Genomic DNA, 18756 nt, shown 5'->3' with positions numbered 1-18756 from the left:
GTGCGGGGGTCATGATGCGTCAGCGCCTGCTCCTTCGCTGCCGCAGCGAGGTCTGAGACCAGCCGGACCCCTCGCTGCGGTGTGCCTGCTGCCCCGGCGCCCGACGAATCCAGCGAGGATCTCCATGACCCAGCAGCACCAGCCCCCGGCCACTACCGCGCTGAGCAACACCGCGAACAGCCAGCGACCCAGCGGCATGCCCATCGAGCGCTACCGCCCGTTCGTCCCGGTGGACCTGCCGGACCGCACCTGGCCGACCCGGAAGATCGCCGCTGCGCCGCGATGGCTCTCCACCGACCTGCGCGACGGCAACCAGGCCCTCATCGACCCGATGACGCCGGCGCGCAAGCTGACGATGTTCGACCTCCTCGTGAAGATGGGCTACAAGGAGATCGAGGTCGGCTTCCCGAGCGCCAGCCAGACCGACTTCGACTTCGTGCGCCAGCTCGTCGAGGAGGACCGGATCCCCGACGACGTCCGGATCTCGGTGCTGACCCAGGCCCGCGAGGACCTCATCGAGCGCACCGTGCAGTCGCTGGTCGGCGCCGACCGGGCGACCGTGCACCTCTACAACGCGACTGCGCCGTTGTTCCAGCGCGTGGTCTTCGGCGTCACGCCCGCGGAGTGCAAGCAGATCGCCACCCACGGCACCGAGCTCGTCATGAAGTACGCCGAGCAGAGCCTCGGCTCGGCGTTCTCGGAGTTCGGCTACCAGTACTCCCCGGAGATCTTCACCCAGTCCGACACCGACTTCGCCCTCGAGGTCTGCGAGGCCGTCTCGGACGTCTGGCAGCCGGAGCCGGGCCGGGAGATCATCCTGAACCTGCCGGCGACCGTCGAGATGTCCACGCCCAACACCTACGCCGACCAGATCGAGTACTTCTCCCGCGGCCTGACCCGCCGCGACGTCAGCGCGATCAGCCTGCACCCGCACAACGACCGCGGCACAGCGGTGGCGGCCACCGAGCTGGGGCTGATGGCCGGCGCCGACCGGGTCGAGGGCTGCCTGTTCGGGCACGGCGAGCGGACCGGCAACGTCGACCTGGTCACGCTGGGCATGAACCTGTTCAGCCAGGGCATCGACCCCCAGGTCGACTTCGCGATCGACGGCGGCATCGACGAGATCCGCCGCACCGTGGAGTACTGCACCCAGCTGCCGGTGCACCCGCGGCACCCGTACGCCGGTGACCTCGTCTACACGGCCTTCTCCGGCTCCCACCAGGACGCGATCAAGAAGGGCCTCGAGGACCTCGAGCGTCGGGCCGCGGAGCGTGGCATCTCGGTGCGCGACATCGAGTGGGAGGCGCCGTACCTGCCGATCGACCCCAAGGACGTGGGGCGCAGCTACGAGGCAGTGATCCGGGTCAACAGCCAGTCCGGCAAGGGTGGCGTGGCCTACGTGCTGAAGGCCGAGCACAAGCTCGACCTGCCGCGGCGCGCGCAGATCGAGTTCAGCCGGGTCGTCCAGCAGCGCACCGACGCCGACGGCGGCGAGATGACGCCCGAGGCGATCTGGGAGACCTTCCGCAGCGAGTACCTCGACCGCGAGCAGCCGCTGAGGCTGAACTCCGTGCACACCTCCTCGGCGGCCGGCGAGCTCGACGCGCTCACCGTCAACGTGTACGTCGACGGCGAGCCGCGCACGCTCGAGGGCACCGGCAACGGGCCGATCGCGGCGTTCGTCGCGGCGCTCAACCAGCTCGTCGCCGACGAGCAGGCGGCCGGCAACGCGGTCTACGCCGACCGCGGCGACGTCCGGGTCCTGGACTACGCCGAGCACGCGCTGTCCTCCGGCGGCGACGCGCTCGCTGCGGCGTACGTCGAGTGCGCGGTCGGCGACAAGGTGCTGTGGGGGATCGGCGTGGACGCGAACATCGTCACCGCCTCGCTCAAGGCAGTCGTCAGCGCGATCAACCGCGCCTGACCGCCGCCCCGCGGGGGGCCGCCATCGGTCGCGGTAGAGGGAGCACAATGGTCGCGTGCCCCTCTACCGCGACGAGGCGATCGTGCTGCGCACCCACAAGCTGGGCGAGGCCGACCGCATCATCACCCTGCTGACCCGCCACCACGGGCGGATCCGTGCGGTCGCCAAGGGCGTGCGCCGGACCAGCTCCCGGTTCGGGTCCCGGCTGGAGCCGTTCACGCACGTGGACCTGCAGCTCGCGGAGGGGCGCAGCCTGGACACGATCACCCAGGCCGAGACGCTGACGCTGTTCCATGCCCGGCTCGGGCTGGACTACGACCGCTACACCGCGGGCACCGCGATGCTGGAGACCGCCGAGCGGCTGGCCTCGGAGGAGCGGCAGCCCTCGGTGCAGCAGTTCCTGCTGCTCGTGGGCGGGCTGCGGGCGATGGCGGGCGGCGAGCGCGGCCCCGGGCAGGTGCTGGACTCCTACCTGCTGCGCTCGCTCGCAGTGGCGGGCTACGCGCCGTCCTTCGAGCACTGCTCGCGCTGCGGGCTGGAGGGTCCGCACCGCTGGTTCAACCCGTCGATGGGCGGGATGCTCTGCGCCACCTGCCGGGTGCCCGGCTCCGCCTCTCCCGCCGCGGAGACGATCGAGGTCCTCGGTGCGCTGCTCGCCGGCGACTGGCCGACGGTCGAGGCCGCCGAGCCCCGGCACCTGCGCGAGGCCAGCGGCCTGGTCGCGGCGTACCTGCACTGGCACCTGGAGCGCGGCCTGCGCTCGATGGCGTACGTCGAGCGCTGAGCCCGGCTCGCCGGCGGCCCCCGGGCCACGGCCGGCTCCGGGCCAACTAGGCTCCCGGGCGTGAAGCGCGCCGTCCGGATGCCGACCCCGCACCCCTCGGGCGCGACCCCGCCGCCGATCCCGAAGGAGCTGGTCCCGCGGCACGTGGCGGTCGTGATGGACGGCAACGGGCGCTGGGCCAAGGAGCGCGGCCTGCCCCGCACCAAGGGCCACGAGCAGGGCGAGTGCTCGCTGTTCGACGTGGTGGAGGGCGCGATCGAGATCGGTGTGAAGGCGATCTCGGCCTACGCGTTCTCGACCGAGAACTGGTCGCGCTCGCCCGACGAGGTGCGCTTCCTGATGGGCTTCAACCGCGACGTGATCCGCCGCCGCCGCGACGAGATGCACGAGCTCGGGGTCCGGGTCCGCTGGGCCGGCCGGACGCCGCGGCTGTGGAAGTCGGTCATCCGCGAGCTCCAGGCCGCCGAGGAGCTCACCCGCGACAACGACGTGTGCACGCTGACGATGTGCGTCAACTACGGCGGGCGCGCGGAGGTCGCCGACGCGGCGCGCAGCATCGCCCGGGAGGTAGCGGCCGGCCGGCTGGACCCGGAGAAGGTCGACGAGCGCACCTTCGCCCGGCACCTCTACGTCCCCGAGCTGGCCGACGCGGACCTGGTCTGGCGCACCTCGGGGGAGCAGCGGCTCTCGAACTTCATGCTCTGGCAGGCCGCCTACAGCGAGCTGGTCTTCACCGACGTGCTCTGGCCCGACGTGGACCGGCGGCACCTGTGGCAGGCGATCGACACCTACGCCCGCCGGGACCGGCGCTACGGCGGCGCCGACCCCGCCTGACCGGGCCTCAGCCCCGGTCGGACCGTCGGCGGCGCAGGCGGGGCCTCGGCAGGGCGGCGGTCACGCGGCGACGGGCGCGTCGTACGGCGTCCGCCGCGCGCCTGATCGGCGTGAGGACGACTGCGCGGAGCCATCTCGCCGGCGCCGCCAGCACGCGGCCGATGAACCGGCCGACGGCACCTGCGGCCGCCCGCGCCCACCGGAACGGCGCCAGCACCAGCTCGCCGAGAGCCCGCAGGACGGGCCGCACCACCGCGGCCAGCCGGCTCCGGACCGCCGCCCACCCCGCAGCGATCCAGTGGAAGGGGCGGGCGACCAGCCGCCCGAGCGTGCGGAGCGCCGCGGTCGTCCAGCGCAGGGGCGCCCGCAGCACGCTCCCGAGCGCGCCGGCCACGGCGGCGGCCCACCGGCCGAGGAGCTCGGCCACCGGGCGCAGCGCCGCGCCGATCGCCCTCCACAGCCGCGCGAGCGGCCGGAGCAGCCAGGAGACCGGCCGGAGCAGCCAGGAGACCGCCCGCTTCACCGCGGTGAGGACGCCCTCCACGGCCCCGGCGATCGCCGCCACGACGCGGCGCACGCCGCGGCCCACCCAGCGGAGCAGGTCCCATGCCCAGACGAAGGGGAGCAGGGGCAGGCCCAGGACGACCTCGAGGCGCGAGGACGGCTGGTGGTCGCGGTTCTCAGGCATGCGGGGGAGTCTGCCGGATCGAGCCCACCGGTGTGGGCAGGTCGTCGCAGGCTCGAGCCCGCGCGCCCACCGCTCGACGCTAGGAGCGGGCCGCAGAGCAGCCCGGGCAGGTCCCGAAGATCTCCAGGGTGTGGCTGACCGCGGCGAAGCCGTGCTGCTCGGCGATCGCGGTGGTCCACCGCTCCACGGCCGGGCCCTCGACCTCGACGGTGCGCCCGCAGTCGCGGCAGACCAGGTGGTGGTGGTGGGTGCCGGAGCAGCGCCGGTAGATCGCCTCGCCGTCCTCGGAGCGCAGCATGTCGATCTCGCCGGCCTCGGCCAGCCGCTGCAGGGTCCGGTAGACAGTCGCCAGGCCGACCGCCTCGCCGCGCTCCCCGAGCAGCTCGTGGATCTCCCGGGCGGAGCGGAAGTCCTCCACCGAGGCCATCGCCTCCGCGACCGCGATCCGCTGCCGGGTCGGCCGCAGGGGCGGGGTCTCCTCAGTGCTCGTCATAGTGCCTCCCGTGGACCGCGTGCCGGTGGCCGTCGTGGACGTAGTCGACGTGGTCGCCGTGCGGGACGGCGACGTGCCCGCAGTCGGGCCCGTGCTCGTGGGCGTGCTGCTCGTCGCAGACCTCGTGCTCCTCCGGCGCGACGGCGGGGAACGGAGTCCGCAGCCGCGCGCGGCGCCGGTAGAGCGCGCCGATCGGCCAGGTCGCGACGAAGCAGGCAAGCGCCAGCAGCACGATCGCCGGACCGGGCGCGACGGTCAGGTCCTGGCTGGTGGAGAGGTACGCCGAGACCAGCAGCCCGCCGACGCCCGAGCCCGCCCCGACGGCGACGGCCCCGATCATCGTCGCGCGGAACGAGCGGGCCAGCTGCTGGGACGCGGCGACCGGCACGATCATCAGGGCCGAGACCAGCAGCAGGCCCACCGTCCGCATCGCGATGGTGACGGTGACCGCGGCCAGCACGGCGATCAGCAGGTTGTAGGCGCGGACGTTGAGCCCGGCGACCCGAGCGAAGTCCTGGTCCTGGGCGACCGCGAACAGCTGGGGAAGCAGCCCGAGGCCGAGCACCAGCAGCACCACCGCCAGCGCGAGGGTGAACCAGATGTCGCCCAGCGAGATCGAGGTGATCGAGCCGAACAGGTAGCGCTGGAGGGTCGCCCCGCTCTGGCCGGCGAGGCCGGTGATCATCACGCCGGCTGCCAGGCCGCCGTAGAACAGCAGCGCCAGCGCCAGGTCGGCGCTGGTGTGGCCGCGCTCGCGGATCACCTCGATCGCGATCGCGCCGAGGATCGCGACCACGACGGCGGTCCAGGTCGGGGCGATCCCGGTGAGCAGCCCGAGGGCCACGCCGGTGACCGCCACGTGGCCCAGGCCGTCGCCGAGCAGGGCCAGTCGGCGCTGGACGAGGTAGGTGCCGATGACGGGGGCCGCGAGCCCGGTGACGAAGGCGGCGAGCAGCGCCCGCTGCATGAAGGGGTAGCCGAGCAGGTCGATCACCAGGGCACGTCCTCGTGGTGGGGGTCGGGCGCCCGGTCCAGCGGGGCGATGACGCCCGGGTGGTGGTCGTGGCGGCCCTGGTGGGGGTGGTGGTGCCCGTGGGCGTCGTCGACGGCCAGCGGCGGTCCGTCGTACACGAGGCGTCCGTCGCGCAGGACCACCGTGCGGTCCACCAGGTCCGCGAGCGGCCCGAGCTCGTGGGTGACCAGGACGATCGTGCTGCCGGCCCGGGACAGCGCGGCCAGCGCGGCGGCGAGCGCCTCCTGGTTGGGCAGGTCGACGCCGGCGGTCGGCTCGTCGAGGAAGAACAGGTCGGGATCGCCCGCGAGGGCGCGGGCGATCAGCACCCGCTGCTGCTGTCCGCCGGAGAGGGTCGCGACGTTGTCGCGCGCCCGGTCGGCGAGGCCGACCAGGTCCAGCGCGGCGGCGACGGCGGCCCGGTCCGCGCGGCTCTGCGGGCGCAGCAGGCGACGCCGGGTCAGCCGCCCGGAGGCGACCACCTCCGCCACCGAGGCGGGTACGCCGCTGGCGGCGCTGGCGCGCTGGGGCACGAAGCCGAGGCGGTGCCAGTCGTGGAAGGACTCCAGCGGGGTGCCGAACAGTGCCAGCGACCCCCGGGACAGCGGGCGCAGCCCGGTCAGGGCGCGCACCAGCGTCGACTTCCCGGAGCCGTTCGGGCCGAGCAGCGTGACGAACTCGCCCGCCCGGACGGTCAGGTCGATCTGGCGCAGCACCGGGCGCCCGGCGATGGCGACGGCGCCGTCGCGCAGCTCGATCACGGGCTCGGTCACGGGCTCGGGCTCGGTCACGGGCCCGATGGGCTCGGTTGCGGGGTCACCGGAGCCGCTCAACAGCTGTTCGCCTCCTGCAGCTTGGCGAGGTTGCGGCGCATGAGGGAAAGGTAGTCCTCATCGGCGGTCTCGTCGCTGAGCCCCTCGACGGTGTCGAGCACCTCGGTGCGGACCCCCGCGTCGTCGGCGAGCGTCTCGGCGCTCTTGGCGCTGACCAGGGACTCGGAGAAGACGGTAGTGATCTGCTCGGTCTCGATGAGGTGCTGCAGCTCGGCGAGGGCGGCCGGGCTGGGCTCGGCGTCGGGGGAGAGTCCGGTGATCGACTCCAGGTGCAGGCCGTACTTCTCGAGGTAGCCGAACGCGTCGTGGTTGGTGACCACTGTCGTCACCGCGCAGTCGGCCAGGCCCTCGGCGTACTCCGCGTCGAGCTGCTCGAGGTCGGCGCGCAGGTCGGCGGCGTTGCGCTCGAAGTCCTCGGCTCCGTCCGGGTCGATCTCGGCGAGCCGCTCGGCGATCGCGTCGCCGAGGTCGGCCATCCGCAGCGGGTCGAGCCAGAAGTGCGGGTCGTCCTCGCCGTGGTCGTGCCCGTCGTCGCCGTGGTCGTCCTCACCGTGCTCGTGGCCGTCCTGGTCGAAGGGGAGCAGGTCGACCACCGTCGCGGCGTCGAGCACCTCGCCCCCGGCGATCTCCTCGGCGGCCTCGTCGACGCTCGGTTGCAAGCCGCCGACGTGCACGAGCAGGGCCGAGTCGGCGACGGTCGCGGTCTCCCCGACGTCGAGGGTCAGGTCGTGCGGCTCACCGCCGGGGGTGGTCAGGTTCTCGACCTCGAAGGCGTCACCCGCAACCCGCTCGGCGACGTACTGGAGCGGGTAGAGGCCCGCCGCGATGACCGGCTTGCCGTCGGAGCCGCCGCCGTCCTCCGAGAACGCGCCGCACCCGGCGAGCGCCGGGACGGCCAGGACGGCGAGGGCCGTGGCGGCGACGCGGTACGGGAAGCTCATGAGAACGATTCTCAGCCAGTTGAGAATGGTTGTCAAAATCGGCCGCGCGGAGCCGGCGCTAGGGTGCGGCCATGCTCGTCGTGACCAGGTTCCGCGTGGAGGAGTCCGACGCTGCGGCGTTCCGGCTGGCCCTGGAGGACGCCCGGGCGGCACTGGCCGACCGGCCCGGCCACCTGTCGGGAACGGCGGGGCGCAACCTGGACGACCCGACCCTGTGGACGCTGGTGACGGTCTGGGAGCACGTGGGCGCCTACCGCCGCGCGCTCTCGGCGTACGACGTGAAGATGCGCGCCGTCCCGCTGCTGTCGCGGGCCATCGACGAGCCCAGCGCCTACGAGCCGGTGGAGCCGGGGACCGACCTGAACCGGGCCGGGGCCCGGTCGATAGGCTGAGTCGTTCACGACCGGCAGCCAGCCGGCCGACCCCAGCACAGGAGCTGTTCCCCGTGGCCAAGGCCCCCGCAACCGTCGTCGACAACGTCGTCTCGCTCGCCAAGCGCCGGGGGTTCGTCTACCCCTGCGGCGAGATCTACGGCGGCACCCGCTCGGCCTGGGACTACGGCCCGCTCGGCGTCGAGCTCAAGGACAACATCAAGCGCCAGTGGTGGCGCTCGATGGTGCAGATGCGCGACGACATGGTCGGCCTGGACTCCAGCGTGATCCTGCCCCGCCAGACCTGGGAGGCCAGCGGTCACGTCGACACGTTCAACGACCCGCTGACCGAGTGCCAGTCCTGCCACAAGCGCTTCCGCGCCGACCACCTCCAGGAGGCGTACGCGGAGAAGAAGGGCATCGAGGACCCCGACACGGTGGACCTCAAGGACGTGGCGTGCGCCAACTGCGGCACCCGCGGCGCCTGGACCGAGCCGCGCGAGTTCTCCGGCATGCTCAAGACCTACCTCGGCGTCACCGAGGACGAGTCGGGCCTGCACTACCTGCGCCCGGAGACCGCGCAGGGCATCTTCCTCAACTTCGCGAACGTGGTCACCTCGAGCCGGATGAAGCCGCCGTTCGGCATCGCCCAGATCGGCAAGTCGTTCCGCAACGAGATCACGCCCGGCAACTTCATCTTCCGCACCCGCGAGTTCGAGCAGATGGAGATGGAGTTCTTCGTCAAGCCCGGCGAGGACGAGGAGTGGCACCAGTACTGGATCGACGAGCGCACCCGCTGGTACACCGACCTCGGCATCGACCCGCAGAACCTGCGGCACTACGAGCACGCCCAGGAGAAGCTCTCCCACTACTCCAAGCGGACCGTGGACATCGAGTACCGCTTCCGGTTCGCCGGCTCGGAGTGGGGCGAGCTCGAGGGCGTCGCGAACCGCACCGACTTCGACCTGTCCACGCACTCCAAGCACTCCGGCCAGGACCTGTCGTACTTCGACCAGGCCAACAACGAGCGCTACGTGCCGTACGTCATCGAGCCGGCCGCGGGCCTCTCGCGCAGCCTGATGACGTTCCTCGTCGACGCCTACACCGAGGACGAGGCGCCGAACACCAAGGGCGGCGTCGACAAGCGCACGGTGCTGCGCCTCGACCCGCGCCTGGCGCCGGTGAAGGCCGCCGTGCTGCCGCTGAGCCGCAACGCCGACCTGTCCCCGAAGGCCAAGGCACTGGCCAGCGAGCTGCGCCGCAACTGGAACGTCGACTTCGACGACTCCGGCGCGATCGGCCGCCGCTACCGCCGCCAGGACGAGATCGGTACGCCGTACTGCGTGACCGTCGACTTCGACACCCTCGAGGACAACGCGGTCACCGTGCGCGAGCGCGACACGATGGCCCAGGAGCGGATCAGCCTCGACGGCATCAGCAGGTACTTCGCCGAGCGTCTCCCGGGCTGCTGATGGGCGCGGTTGTGCACGGCGACCGGACGGTGCGGCGCCCTCGGCGGGCCCGGCGGGGGACCGCGCTCCTGGCCGGGCTGACGCTGGCGGGCGCGCTGCTCGCCGGCTGCTCCGGCGACGACGAGCCGGACTCGGCGGGCAGCTCGGAGTCCGGGACGCCCAGCGCCTCGGACTCGCCGTACCTCCCGGTCCCCGAGGGCGTGGAGCTCACCGCCCCGGGCACGCAGCTGAAGGTCGGCGAGACCGCCACCGTCGCCTGGGAGCCGCGTCAGGACCTCGTCGGCGTGCTCGAGGTGACAGTGGACCGGCTGGAGAAGACGACCTACGCCAAGTCGTTCCGCGGCTGGAAGCTCAGCAGCGCGCTGGACGACGCGGCGCCGTACTTCGTGCGGGCCACCGTCACCAACGTCGGGGACACCGACCTGGGCGGCCAGCGGATCCCGCTCTACATCGTCGACGGCGCGAACACGCTGGTGGAGTACTCCTCCTTCGCGAGCAGGTTCAAGCCGTGCCCGAGCGGTGACTTCCCCAAGCCGTTCGCCGCGGGCGCCACCCAGCAGGTGTGCCTGGTCTACCTCGCGCCGAAGGGCGGGGACCTGACGGCCGTCAGCTTCCGGCCCACCCAGGAGTTCGACCCGATCCTGTGGACCGGAAAGCTCGAGGCGCCGGCGGACCAGGCCGCACCGAAGGGCAAGAACAACAAGTTGAAGAAGCAGCGGGCGCAGCGGAACCGGAACTAGCCGCACGGGCCGGGATTTCCACGCGCGCCGGGCCCGGCCGACAATGGGGCGCGTGACTGCCGCGCCCATGCCCTTCGCACCGCTGACCCTGGGGTCGCTGCAGGTGGACACCCCCGTGGTGCTCGCGCCGATGGCCGGCATCACCAACGCCGCCTACCGGCGGCTGTGCGCCGAGCAGGGCGCCGGCCTCTACGTCTGCGAGATGATCACCTCGCGCGGGCTGGTCGAGCGCGACCAGCACACGATGGACATGCTGGTCTTCGACGAGCTCGAGACGACGCGGTCGGTGCAGCTCTACGGGACCGACCCGGTGTACGTCGGGAAGGCCGCGGAGATCCTGTGCGCCGAGTACGGCGTCGCGCACATCGACCTGAACTTCGGCTGCCCGGTCCCGAAGGTCACCCGCAAGGGCGGCGGCGGCGCGCTGCCGTGGAAGCGCGGGCTGCTCGGCTCGATCCTGGAGCACGCGGTCGCCGCGGCCACGCCGTACGACGTCCCGGTGACGATGAAGACCCGCAAGGGCATCGACGCGGACCACCTGACCTACCTCGACGCCGGCCGGATCGCCCAGGAGACCGGGGTCGCGGCGATCGCACTGCACGGGCGCACCGTCGCGCAGGCCTACTCGGGCGAGGCGGACTGGGACGCGATCGGGGAGCTGGTGGCGCACGTCGACATCCCGGTGCTCGGCAACGGCGACATCTGGGAGGCCGCCGACGCGCTGCGGATGGTCGAGCAGACCGGCGCTGCGGGCGTGGTGGTCGGGCGCGGCTGCCTGGGCCGGCCGTGGCTGTTCCGGGACCTCGCGGCCGCGTTCGCCGGCGAGCAGGTCGCGACCCTCCCGACGCTGGGGGAGGTGGCGGCGATGATGCGCCGGCACGCCGAGCTGCTGTGCCAGCACCTGGGGGAGGAGCGGGGCTGCAAGGAGTTCCGCAAGCACGTGTCGTGGTACCTCAAGGGCTTCGCCGCCGGCGGTGAGCTGCGCCGCTCGCTGGGCCTGGTCGACTCGCTCGCGGCGCTGGACCGGATGCTCGGCGAGCTGGACCCCGCGGAGCCGTTCCCGGTCGCGGAGCTCGGCACGCCGCGCGGGCGCCAGGGCTCGCCGCGGGCGCGGGTGGCGCTGCCGGAGGGCTGGCTCGACGAGGCGGACGGGACCGGCTGTGCGGTCCCGGAGGACGCCGCGGCCGGCTCCGGCGGGTGAGCGGACGCACGTTAATTTAACGTTCAGCGATTGGGCGCGGCTCCCGAGCTGTGGTTGTGTGGGTGATCGCGCGCCTGTACCCCTGAGGTTTCGCATCCGTTCACCTGCACGCAACAGCAAAGGAATCAGCGCTGTGGCCGAGCATCGCCACAAGCGGGAGACCCCCGCCCGCCGCATCCCCCGTGCCGTCGTCATCGCCGGCCCGCTCGCCGTGATGGCGACCGCTTCCGTGGTCACCCTCGGCGTCGCCCTGGGCGACCCCGCAACCAGCCCGGCCCCCAGCGCCGCGCCCGTCAGCAGCGAGACCTCGCCGTCCGCCGCCGCCCGCGGCACCTCGGACGTGGCCTCGAAGGCCCTCAAGGTCGTCTCGCGCTCCGGCTCCCGCTTCAAGATCAAGCCGATCTCCAAGGCCGAGAAGCTGATCGCCCCGGCCGAGGTCCGCCAGGCCGTGCGCTCCGCCGACACGAAGCTGTGGGCCACCGAGACGCTCAACCTGTGGCCCGCTCCGGACGCCGAGGCGGACCCCGCCGGCGAGCTGGAGGCCGGCGAGCGGGTGCTCGTGACCGGCCGCACCTTCGGTGAGCGCGAGGAGGTCGTCGTCGACGGCGCCGCGCGCTGGGTCACCGCCGGCTACCTGGCCGCGGAGAAGCCCGAGAAGGAGTCCGTGGAGGAGGTCGCCGCCGAGTGCACGAACGGCACCTCGGTGCCCAGCGGCGTCAGCCCGAACATCGCCAAGGTGCACGAGGCCGTGTGCGCGGCCTTCCCGGAGATCAGCACCTACGGCACCTTCCGCAGCGACGGCGAGCACGGCCAGGGCCTCGCGGTGGACATCATGGTCAGCGGCGAGCGCGGCTGGGAGGTCGCGGAGTTCGTCCGCGACCGGTACGCCGACCTCGGCGTCAGCTACCTCATCTACGCCCAGAAGATCTGGTCGGTCGAGCGCAGCGGCGAAGGCTGGCGGGGCATGTCCGACCGCGGCTCCACCACCGCCAACCACTACGACCACGTGCACGTCACGACGTACTGACCGACCCGCGGCGACCGGCCGGTGGTCGAGCCGTGAGCGCAGCGAGCGTGTCGAGACCCCGGTCAGGCGGGGATGATGGTGGTGCCGGTGTGGTCGCGGCGCAGGTGGATGCCGTTCGGGGTTCGCCACAGGTAGGTGGTCTCGTCGAGCTTGGTGTAGGACCAGCTGGTGTGGGTCTTCGCCCGGTGATGGGTCCGGCACAGGGGTGCGAGGTTGGGGTCGGTGGTCTCGCCGAACTCGCCGTCGCCCGGTGGTCCTTCGCGTTCGTGCCGGTGCCGGATGACGTGGTCGGTGTCCGCGCGGCGGGCCGAGCGGCCGCACCAGGGGAAGACGCAGGCCGGGTTGTTGAGCTGGACCCGTTCTGACATTCGGTCGGGGACCTCGTAGGCGGTGGTGTGGTCGACGTCGGCGAGGTCGATGACCGGCTTCACGATGACCTGGGCGTCGGGGTTGGCGCACCAGGTCTTGACCTGGTCCGCGGCGACGAAGGAGCGGGTGTTCTCGACCCGGGCCAGGTGCAGCCCATCCGCGCCACTGAGGGCTGCCTCGGTGAGGTGGACGTGGATCACGACCTGGCGGGGCCGGCACCGCTTGGACAGCGAGGCGACTTCGGCAGGAGACGTGTCCAGGTCGAGGGCGAGTTGGCGGCGGGCGATCTCGCCGACGGCCAGGGAGCGGCGGACGTCGAGGGACTCTTCACAGCCGAGCTCGCCGAGCACCCGAGCCCCGCGGGCGACCGCGGAGTCCAAGTCGAGGGCGTCGGCGAGGTCCAGCTCGCCGTCCACGACCACCGTGCCCGCGAACGCGACCCGGCCGGTGTCGAGGTCGAAGTGCCGCCGGTCGACGGCAGCCTTCCGCTTCTCCTCCGCACCTGACGGGTCGAACCGGACCCGGGCCTCCTCGATGAGCCGGTCCAGGGCGGCGTACCCGATCTTCCCCGCCACCGCGTGAACATGCTGGTCGACGTACGCAGCCCCGTCGGCGGGCAGCGACAGGGTGTTCGCGGCGATCTTGCGACCCCGCCACGCCGGCACACTCCCGGCCCGCACCGCAGCCCAGGTCTTCGGGAGCCGGTGCGCCAGCTCGACCGCCTCACCCAGCATCGCCCGAGCAGCGTCGCTGCTCATGCCGAGCGCGGCACCGAGCTCGAGCGGGGCGAACTCGGTGACCAGCGGAGCACCCGGCCCCGCGATCGCGACCTCACCCTCGGCACCCGGCAGGCAGGCCGCGTCGTCCAGGCAGTCGACCGAGTGCATCGAGGCCCAGGCCACCGCGGCCTCCAGCAGTTCGCCCTCAGCCCGGTCTGCGAGAGCCCGCTGGGACCGGGCGAAGGCCAGCACCGCGGCGGGGCTGTCGCACTCGCCCAGCGGGGCGGGGTTCGGGTCGATGGCCATAGCACATTCTAATCGAACAGGTGTTCGAAGCGCCAGGGTCAAAGTGGGGAATGTGGAAGGAATCTTGGTAACGGAGGGCGGGACCGTCAGGCCCAGGCAACCGCCAGCGCGAGAGCCCGAAGGACCAAGACCCTCAACCCCCGCGGCGGGCAACCGTTTTGTCCGGTGACGGGTGGTCTCGACGCGCTCGTCGCTAGCGCTCCTCACGGCTCGACCACCGGCACGGCTCGACCACCGAGACCGGCTCGACCACCGGGTCTCGACACGCTCGTCGCCGGCGCTCCTCACGGCTCGACCACCGGAGCGGCTCCCGCCGGGGGCAGAGGCCCGGGTGGGGCGCAGTAGGGTCGCGCCGACATGGATTCCCTCGACCTCTACGACGACGCCGACCGCGAGCGCTTGGTGCCGGAGCCGCCGAAGCGGGTGGATGCGCCGGTGCGCACCCCGTTCGAGCGGGACCGGGCCCGGGTCGTGCATGCGGCGGCGTCGCGCCGGCTGGCGGCGAAGACCCAGGTGATGGGCCCGCAGAGCGACGACTTCGTGCGCAACCGGCTGACCCACAGCCTGGAGGTGGCCCAGGTCGCGCGGGACCTCTCCCGGGCGCTGGGCAGCCAGCCCGACATCGCCGAGACCGCCGCGCTGGCGCACGATCTGGGCCACCCGCCGTTCGGGCACAACGGCGAGCGGGTGCTGGCCGAGCTGAGCGAGGACTGCGGCGGCTTCGAGGGCAACGCGCAGACGCTGCGGCTGCTGACGCGGCTGGAGGCCAAGACCTTCGACATCGAGGGCCGGTCGGTCGGGCTCAACCTGACCCGCGCGACGCTCGATGCCTGCACGAAGTACCCCTGGCCGCGGGAGCAGGCCGACGCGCCCGGCGGCGTGCACAGCGACGGCTCGCCGCGCGAGGTCCGCAAGTTCGGCGTGTACGACGACGACCTGCGCGTCTTCGGCTGGCTGCGGGAGGGTGCGGCGGCCGGCGGGCGACGCCGCTGCCTGGAGGCGCAGGTGATGGACCTCGCCGACGACGTCGCCTACTCCGTGCACGACGTCGAGGACGGGGTGGTCGCCGGCCGCATCGCCCTGACCCGGCTGGACCCCGCGGCGGTCTGGGCGACGGTGCGCGACTGGTACGTCCCCGAGGCCGACGACGCCGAGCTGGACGCGGTCCTCGCGGGCCTGCGCACCCAGGACAGCTGGCCCACCTCGCCGTACGACGCGAGCCGGCGGAGCCTGGCCGCGCTGAAGAACCTCACCAGCGACCTGATCGGCCGCTTCTGCGGCGCCGTCCAGCACGCCACGTTCGCGGCGGGGGACGGGCCGTTCCTCCGGTACGCCGCCGACCTGGTGGTGCCGCGGACCACCCAGCTGGAGATCGCGGTCCTCAAGGGGATCGCCGCGCACTACGTCATGCAGGCCGACGACCGGCTCGCCGCGATGGACCGTCAGCGCGAGCTGGTCATGGAGCTCGTGGCGGTCCTGGCCCACCGGGGAGCCGAGGCCCTGCAGCGCCCGTACGCCGACGACTGGCACGCCGCGAGCGACGACGCCGGGCGGCTGCGGGCCGTCATCGACCAAGTGGCGTCGCTCACCGACGCCAGCGCTGTCGAGTGGCATCATCGGCTCCGGTCGCCCCGAGCCTGAGCCGGCCCCCACCCCCAGGAGGAACTCCCGTGTCCCGACCGCTCGTCTGGCTGCCCTTCGACCCCGAGCTCCTCGGCGACCCGCCCGCCGGCCTGGACTACGAGGTGGTGGACCCCAGCGAGCGGGTGCCGGACTCGGTGGGCGACGTGCGGTTCTACGTGACGCCGTACCGGATGAGCCCCGACGTCGGCGACGTGCTGCCCCAGATGACCGGCCTCGAGGTGGTCCAGACCCTCTCGGCGGGCGTCGACAACGTCCGCAGCCGGGTGCCGGAGGGGGTGACCCTGTGCAACGGCCGGGGCATCCACGACACGTCCACCGCCGAGCTCACCCTCACCCTCACCCTGGCTGCGCTGCGCGGGATCCCGGAGTTCGTCCGGGCCCACGACCGCCGGGAGTGGGAGCCCCAGTGGCGGCCCGCGCTGGCCGACAAGCGGGTGCTGCTCATCGGGTACGGCGCGATCGGCGCCGCGATCGAGGCCCGGTTGCAGCCCTTCGAGGTCGAGGTGGTCCGGGTCGCGCGCACCGCCCGCGAGGGCGTGCACGCGTTCACCGAGCTGCCGACCCTGGTGCCGGAGGCCGACGTGGTCATCCTCGTGGTCCCGCTCACCGACGAGACCCGCGGCCTGGTGGACGCCGAGTTCCTGGCCCGGATGAGGGACGGGGCGCTGCTGGTCAACGTCGCCCGCGGCGCCGTCGTCGTGACCGCGGACCTGGTCGCCGAGCTGAAGGCGGGCCGGCTGCGCGCGGCCGTCGACGTCGTCGACATCGAGCCGCTGCCCCGGGAGAGCCCGCTGTGGGACATCCCGAACCTGCTCATCTCCCCGCACGTCGGCGGCGCGAGCAGCGCCATGTGGCCCCGGGCCCACCGACTGGTGCGCGACCAGCTGCACCGCTACGCCGCCGGGGAGCCCCTGGGGAACGTGATGTCGGGGGCGTACTGACCCGGCCGTAGGATCGGCGCCGTGGCCGGCCGGATACGCGAGCAGAGCATCGCCGAGGTGCGCGAGAAGGCACGCATCGACGATGTGGTGCAGGGCTACGTCACACTGCGCAACGCCGGCGGCGGGTCGATGAAGGGGCTGTGCCCCTTCCACGACGAGAAGTCCCCGTCCTTCCAGGTCACGCCCAGCCGCGGGTTCTACTACTGCTTCGGCTGCCAGGCCGGTGGCGACGTCATCAACTTCGTCATGCAGATCGACGCGCTCAGCTTCGCCGAGTCCGTCGAGCGGCTCGCCGACAAGTACGGCGTCCAGCTGCAGCGCGAGGAGGGTGACGGCCACGAGGACCGTCCGCGCGGCCCGCAGCGCGGCAAGCTGATCGAGGCGCACCGGGTCGCCCAGGAGTTCTACGCCGAGCAGCTGCTGACCCCCGACGCGGTCGTGGCCCGCCGGTTCCTCGCCGAGCGCGGCTTCGACCAGACCGCGGCGGAGACCTTCGGCATCGGGTTCGCGCCGCGCGACGGCGAGGCGCTCTTCCGGCACCTGCGGGCCCGTGGCTTCAGCGAGGAGGAGGTCGTGGTCGGCGGTCTCGTCGCCCGCGGCCGGTCCCTCTACGACCGGTTCCGCGGCCGGCTGCTGTGGCCGATCCGCGAGGCCAGCGGGGAGACGATCGGCTTCGGCGCCCGGCGGATCTTCGACGACGACAAGATCGACGCCAAGTACCTCAACACCTCCGAGACCCCGATCTACAAGAAGAGCCACGTGCTCTACGGGCTGGACCTGGCGCGCAAGGAGATGGCCCGGACCTCCCAGGCCGTCGTTGTCGAGGGCTACACCGACGTGATGGCCTGCCACCTGGCCGGGGTCGGCACCGCCGTCGCGACCTGCGGGACCGCCTTCGGCGACGACCACGCCAAGACGCTGCGCCGCTTCATGCACGACCACGAGGAGTTCCGCGGCGAGGTGATCTTCACCTTCGACGGCGACGCCGCCGGCCAGAAGGCCGCGCTCCGGGCGTTCGCCGGCGACCAGAACTTCGTCTCCCAGACCTATGTCGCCGTCGAGCCCGACGGCCTGGACCCGTGCGACCTGCGGATCCAGCACGGCGACGCCGCCGTGCGGGAGCTGGTGGCCAAGCGGGTGCCGCTGTACCGCTTCGTGCTGGCCAACGTCGTGGAGAAGTACGACCTGGACCGCGCCGACGGGCGCATCGACGCGCTGCGCGAGGGCGCGCGGCTGGTCTCCAGCATCCGGGACCGGTCGAAGGTGGACGCGTTCGCGCGCGAGCTGGCCGGGATGATCGGGGTGGACGTCGAGGAGGCCCGCGCCGAGGTGCGCCGGGCGACCAACCGCCCGGCCGGCACCCAGCGCGCCGAGCGCGGCCGCCGCCCGGCCCCCACCCCCGAGGCCGCGCCGGCGACCCCACCGCGCCGCCAGCTCCCGGACCTGCGCGACCCGCGCTTCCAGCTGGAGCGCGAGACCCTCAAGCTCGTGGTGCAGCACCCGATGGCGATCGGCCGGCTCACCGGCGAGGTCGGCCCGAACGACTTCCGGCACCCCACCTACCGCGGCGTCTGGGAGGCCGTCACCGCGCTCGGCGGCCCGGCCGCCGGCTCCGGCGACCCCACCTGGGCCAGCCGGCTGCGCGACGCGGCGACCGAGCCCGAGGTCTCCTCGGCGATCAGCGCGCTGGCGGTCGAGCCGCTGCTGACCGCGAAGGAGCCGGACGCGGCGTACGTCGCGCTGCACGTGACCCGGCTGCTGGAGCTGACCGCTATGCGCCGGATCGCCGACATCAAGTCGCGGCTGCAGCGCACCAACCCGGTCGAGCAGGCAGCGGAGTACAACCGGATGTTCGGCGAGCTGGCGGCGCTCGAGCAGCACCGCCGCGCGCTGCGCGACCGCGTGGTCGGCGCCGAGTGATCCCGCGACTGCGGCGTACGCCGGCGCCGTTCGCCGTCGGGCCGGGGGAGCGGCTGCTGGCCTGGGCGGTCAGCGACCGCGGACCGGTGGGCGGGACCCGCGACGCGCTGTACGTGCCGGACGGCGACGCGACGATCCGGATCCCGTGGGAGCAGGTCGAGTCCGCCGAGTGGGACAAGGAGACCGAGGCGCTGTGCGTCCTCGAGGTCGGCACCTGGGGCGAGCAGCGCCCCCGGCACGTCCTGGTGCTCACCGAACCGGGGCGGGTGCTGGAGCTGGTCCGGGAGCGGGTCACCGCGAGCGTCGTCCTGCAGCGCCACGTCCCGGTCGCCGGCGGCGGGGTCCGGGTGATCGCCCGCCGGGCGCCCGGCGGCCACCGGCCGGTGGCCTGGTTCTACGAGTACGACGAGGGCGTCGACCCCGATCGCCCCGAGGTCCGGGCCGCGGCCCGCGCCGCTCTCGACGAGGCCCGTGCCGACCTGGGACTGGCCTGAGGCCTCCCGAATTTTCTTCGAGCGCGAGCGCTTGCTAGGGTTT

Annotated in this window: 18 protein-coding genes; 12 read left to right on the top strand and 6 right to left on the bottom strand. The window is 73.0% G+C overall.

Annotation, left to right across the window (positions count from 1 at the left end):
- The first annotated feature begins 124 nt into the window (after positions 1 to 124).
- The 3 genes from leuA (at position 125) to EBO35_RS13025 (ending at position 3542) form a co-directional block, all read left to right on the top strand.
- Positions 125 to 1924: a 2-isopropylmalate synthase gene (leuA, locus tag EBO35_RS13035; protein ID WP_122818083.1), complete on the top strand. Its 1800-nt coding sequence runs from the start codon at positions 125 to 127 to the stop codon at positions 1922 to 1924.
- A gap of 55 nt (positions 1925 to 1979) precedes the next feature.
- Positions 1980 to 2708, top strand: a complete 729-nt coding sequence (gene recO, locus EBO35_RS13030; RefSeq protein WP_122818082.1) for a DNA repair protein RecO — start codon at positions 1980 to 1982, stop codon at positions 2706 to 2708.
- A 78-nt stretch (positions 2709 to 2786) separates the two neighbouring features.
- On the top strand, positions 2787 to 3542 hold the full coding sequence (locus EBO35_RS13025) for an isoprenyl transferase (RefSeq protein WP_122819745.1): 756 nt from the start codon (positions 2787 to 2789) through the stop codon (positions 3540 to 3542).
- Positions 3543 to 3549: 7 nt separating this feature from the next.
- Here the strand turns inward: EBO35_RS13025 and EBO35_RS13020 are convergent, their stop codons facing one another.
- The 5 genes from EBO35_RS13020 to EBO35_RS13000 all read right to left on the bottom strand — a co-directional run bounded on the left by EBO35_RS13020 (position 3550) and on the right by EBO35_RS13000 (position 7509).
- Positions 3550 to 4230, bottom strand: a complete 681-nt coding sequence (locus EBO35_RS13020; RefSeq protein ID WP_164477958.1) for a hypothetical protein — start codon at positions 4228 to 4230, stop codon at positions 3550 to 3552.
- Positions 4231 to 4309: 79 nt separating this feature from the next.
- A complete protein-coding gene (locus tag EBO35_RS13015; protein ID WP_122818080.1) occupies positions 4310 to 4723 on the bottom strand; it encodes a Fur family transcriptional regulator in 414 nt (137 codons plus the stop codon).
- The gene (locus EBO35_RS13010; RefSeq protein ID WP_396954342.1) at positions 4710 to 5717 is read right to left on the bottom strand and encodes a metal ABC transporter permease; all 1008 of its coding nucleotides are present in this window, start codon (positions 5715 to 5717) and stop codon (positions 4710 to 4712) included. Before EBO35_RS13010 ends, EBO35_RS13015 begins: the two co-directional genes overlap by 14 nt.
- Positions 5714 to 6508 carry a metal ABC transporter ATP-binding protein gene (locus EBO35_RS13005; RefSeq protein WP_122819741.1) on the bottom strand — a complete coding sequence of 265 codons (795 nt, stop codon included), beginning with the start codon at positions 6506 to 6508 and terminating at the stop codon, positions 5714 to 5716. The genes EBO35_RS13010 and EBO35_RS13005 overlap by 4 nt, the downstream gene beginning before the upstream one ends.
- 56 nt (positions 6509 to 6564) lie before the next feature.
- The gene (locus EBO35_RS13000; RefSeq protein WP_122818079.1) at positions 6565 to 7509 is read right to left on the bottom strand and encodes a metal ABC transporter substrate-binding protein; all 945 of its coding nucleotides are present in this window, start codon (positions 7507 to 7509) and stop codon (positions 6565 to 6567) included.
- 71 nt (positions 7510 to 7580) lie between these two features.
- Between EBO35_RS13000 and EBO35_RS12995 the strand changes: the two genes are divergently transcribed.
- The 5 genes from EBO35_RS12995 (at position 7581) to EBO35_RS12975 (ending at position 12320) form a co-directional block, all read left to right on the top strand.
- Positions 7581 to 7901, top strand: coding sequence for an antibiotic biosynthesis monooxygenase family protein (locus EBO35_RS12995; protein ID WP_122818078.1), 321 nt, complete (start codon positions 7581 to 7583; stop codon positions 7899 to 7901).
- A 53-nt stretch (positions 7902 to 7954) separates the two neighbouring features.
- Positions 7955 to 9352, top strand: a complete 1398-nt coding sequence (locus EBO35_RS12990; RefSeq protein ID WP_122818077.1) for a glycine--tRNA ligase — start codon at positions 7955 to 7957, stop codon at positions 9350 to 9352.
- Positions 9353 to 9363: 11 nt separating this feature from the next.
- Positions 9364 to 10092: a hypothetical protein gene (locus tag EBO35_RS12985; protein ID WP_164477957.1), complete on the top strand. Its 729-nt coding sequence runs from the start codon at positions 9364 to 9366 to the stop codon at positions 10090 to 10092.
- A gap of 43 nt (positions 10093 to 10135) precedes the next feature.
- The gene (dusB, locus tag EBO35_RS12980) at positions 10136 to 11293 is read left to right on the top strand and encodes a tRNA dihydrouridine synthase DusB (protein ID WP_122818075.1); all 1158 of its coding nucleotides are present in this window, start codon (positions 10136 to 10138) and stop codon (positions 11291 to 11293) included.
- Positions 11294 to 11426: 133 nt separating this feature from the next.
- Positions 11427 to 12320 carry a mucin-2 protein gene (locus EBO35_RS12975; protein WP_122818074.1) on the top strand — a complete coding sequence of 298 codons (894 nt, stop codon included), beginning with the start codon at positions 11427 to 11429 and terminating at the stop codon, positions 12318 to 12320.
- Between the two features lie 62 nt (positions 12321 to 12382).
- Here EBO35_RS12975 and EBO35_RS12970 read toward each other — a convergent pair whose 3' ends face one another.
- Positions 12383 to 13714: an HNH endonuclease gene (locus tag EBO35_RS12970; protein WP_164477956.1), complete on the bottom strand. Its 1332-nt coding sequence runs from the start codon at positions 13712 to 13714 to the stop codon at positions 12383 to 12385.
- 357 nt (positions 13715 to 14071) lie between these two features.
- Here EBO35_RS12970 and EBO35_RS12965 point away from each other — a divergent pair, with 357 nt between their 5' ends.
- The 4 genes from EBO35_RS12965 to EBO35_RS12950 are packed head-to-tail and all read left to right on the top strand — an operon-like array spanning position 14072 to position 18713.
- A complete protein-coding gene (locus tag EBO35_RS12965) occupies positions 14072 to 15355 on the top strand; it encodes a deoxyguanosinetriphosphate triphosphohydrolase (protein WP_122818073.1) in 1284 nt (427 codons plus the stop codon).
- 29 nt (positions 15356 to 15384) lie between these two features.
- On the top strand, positions 15385 to 16299 hold the full coding sequence (locus EBO35_RS12960; RefSeq protein ID WP_122818072.1) for a 2-hydroxyacid dehydrogenase: 915 nt from the start codon (positions 15385 to 15387) through the stop codon (positions 16297 to 16299).
- 21 nt (positions 16300 to 16320) lie between these two features.
- Positions 16321 to 18219 carry a DNA primase gene (gene dnaG / locus EBO35_RS12955; protein WP_122818071.1) on the top strand — a complete coding sequence of 633 codons (1899 nt, stop codon included), beginning with the start codon at positions 16321 to 16323 and terminating at the stop codon, positions 18217 to 18219.
- Positions 18216 to 18713, top strand: coding sequence for a hypothetical protein (locus EBO35_RS12950; protein ID WP_206422559.1), 498 nt, complete (start codon positions 18216 to 18218; stop codon positions 18711 to 18713). Before dnaG ends, EBO35_RS12950 begins: the two co-directional genes overlap by 4 nt.
- Positions 18714 to 18756: the final 43 nt, after the last annotated feature.

This window comes from Nocardioides pantholopis (assembly GCF_003710085.1).
Taxonomy (GTDB): domain Bacteria; phylum Actinomycetota; class Actinomycetes; order Propionibacteriales; family Nocardioidaceae; genus Nocardioides; species Nocardioides pantholopis.
The sequence above is the reverse complement of the archived record's forward strand: the minus strand, read 5'-3'. Positions and strand labels throughout refer to the sequence as shown.

What these genes read in the sequence shown, in the direction of transcription:
- EBO35_RS13015 (WP_122818080.1), bottom strand. Translation starts at nt 4,723, where the DNA reads ATGACGAGCACTGAGGAGACCCCGCCCCTGCGGCCGACCCGGCAGCGG.
- EBO35_RS12970 (WP_164477956.1), bottom strand. Translation starts at nt 13,714, where the DNA reads ATGGCCATCGACCCGAACCCCGCCCCGCTGGGCGAGTGCGACAGCCCC.
- EBO35_RS13000 (WP_122818079.1), bottom strand. Translation starts at nt 7,509, where the DNA reads ATGAGCTTCCCGTACCGCGTCGCCGCCACGGCCCTCGCCGTCCTGGCC.
- EBO35_RS12995 (WP_122818078.1), top strand. Translation starts at nt 7,581, where the DNA reads ATGCTCGTCGTGACCAGGTTCCGCGTGGAGGAGTCCGACGCTGCGGCG.
- EBO35_RS13020 (WP_164477958.1), bottom strand. Translation starts at nt 4,230, where the DNA reads ATGCCTGAGAACCGCGACCACCAGCCGTCCTCGCGCCTCGAGGTCGTC.
- dusB (WP_122818075.1), top strand. Translation starts at nt 10,136, where the DNA reads ATGGGGCGCGTGACTGCCGCGCCCATGCCCTTCGCACCGCTGACCCTG.
- EBO35_RS12965 (WP_122818073.1), top strand. Translation starts at nt 14,072, where the DNA reads ATGGATTCCCTCGACCTCTACGACGACGCCGACCGCGAGCGCTTGGTG.
- leuA (WP_122818083.1), top strand. Translation starts at nt 125, where the DNA reads ATGACCCAGCAGCACCAGCCCCCGGCCACTACCGCGCTGAGCAACACC.
- EBO35_RS13025 (WP_122819745.1), top strand. Translation starts at nt 2,787, where the DNA reads ATGCCGACCCCGCACCCCTCGGGCGCGACCCCGCCGCCGATCCCGAAG.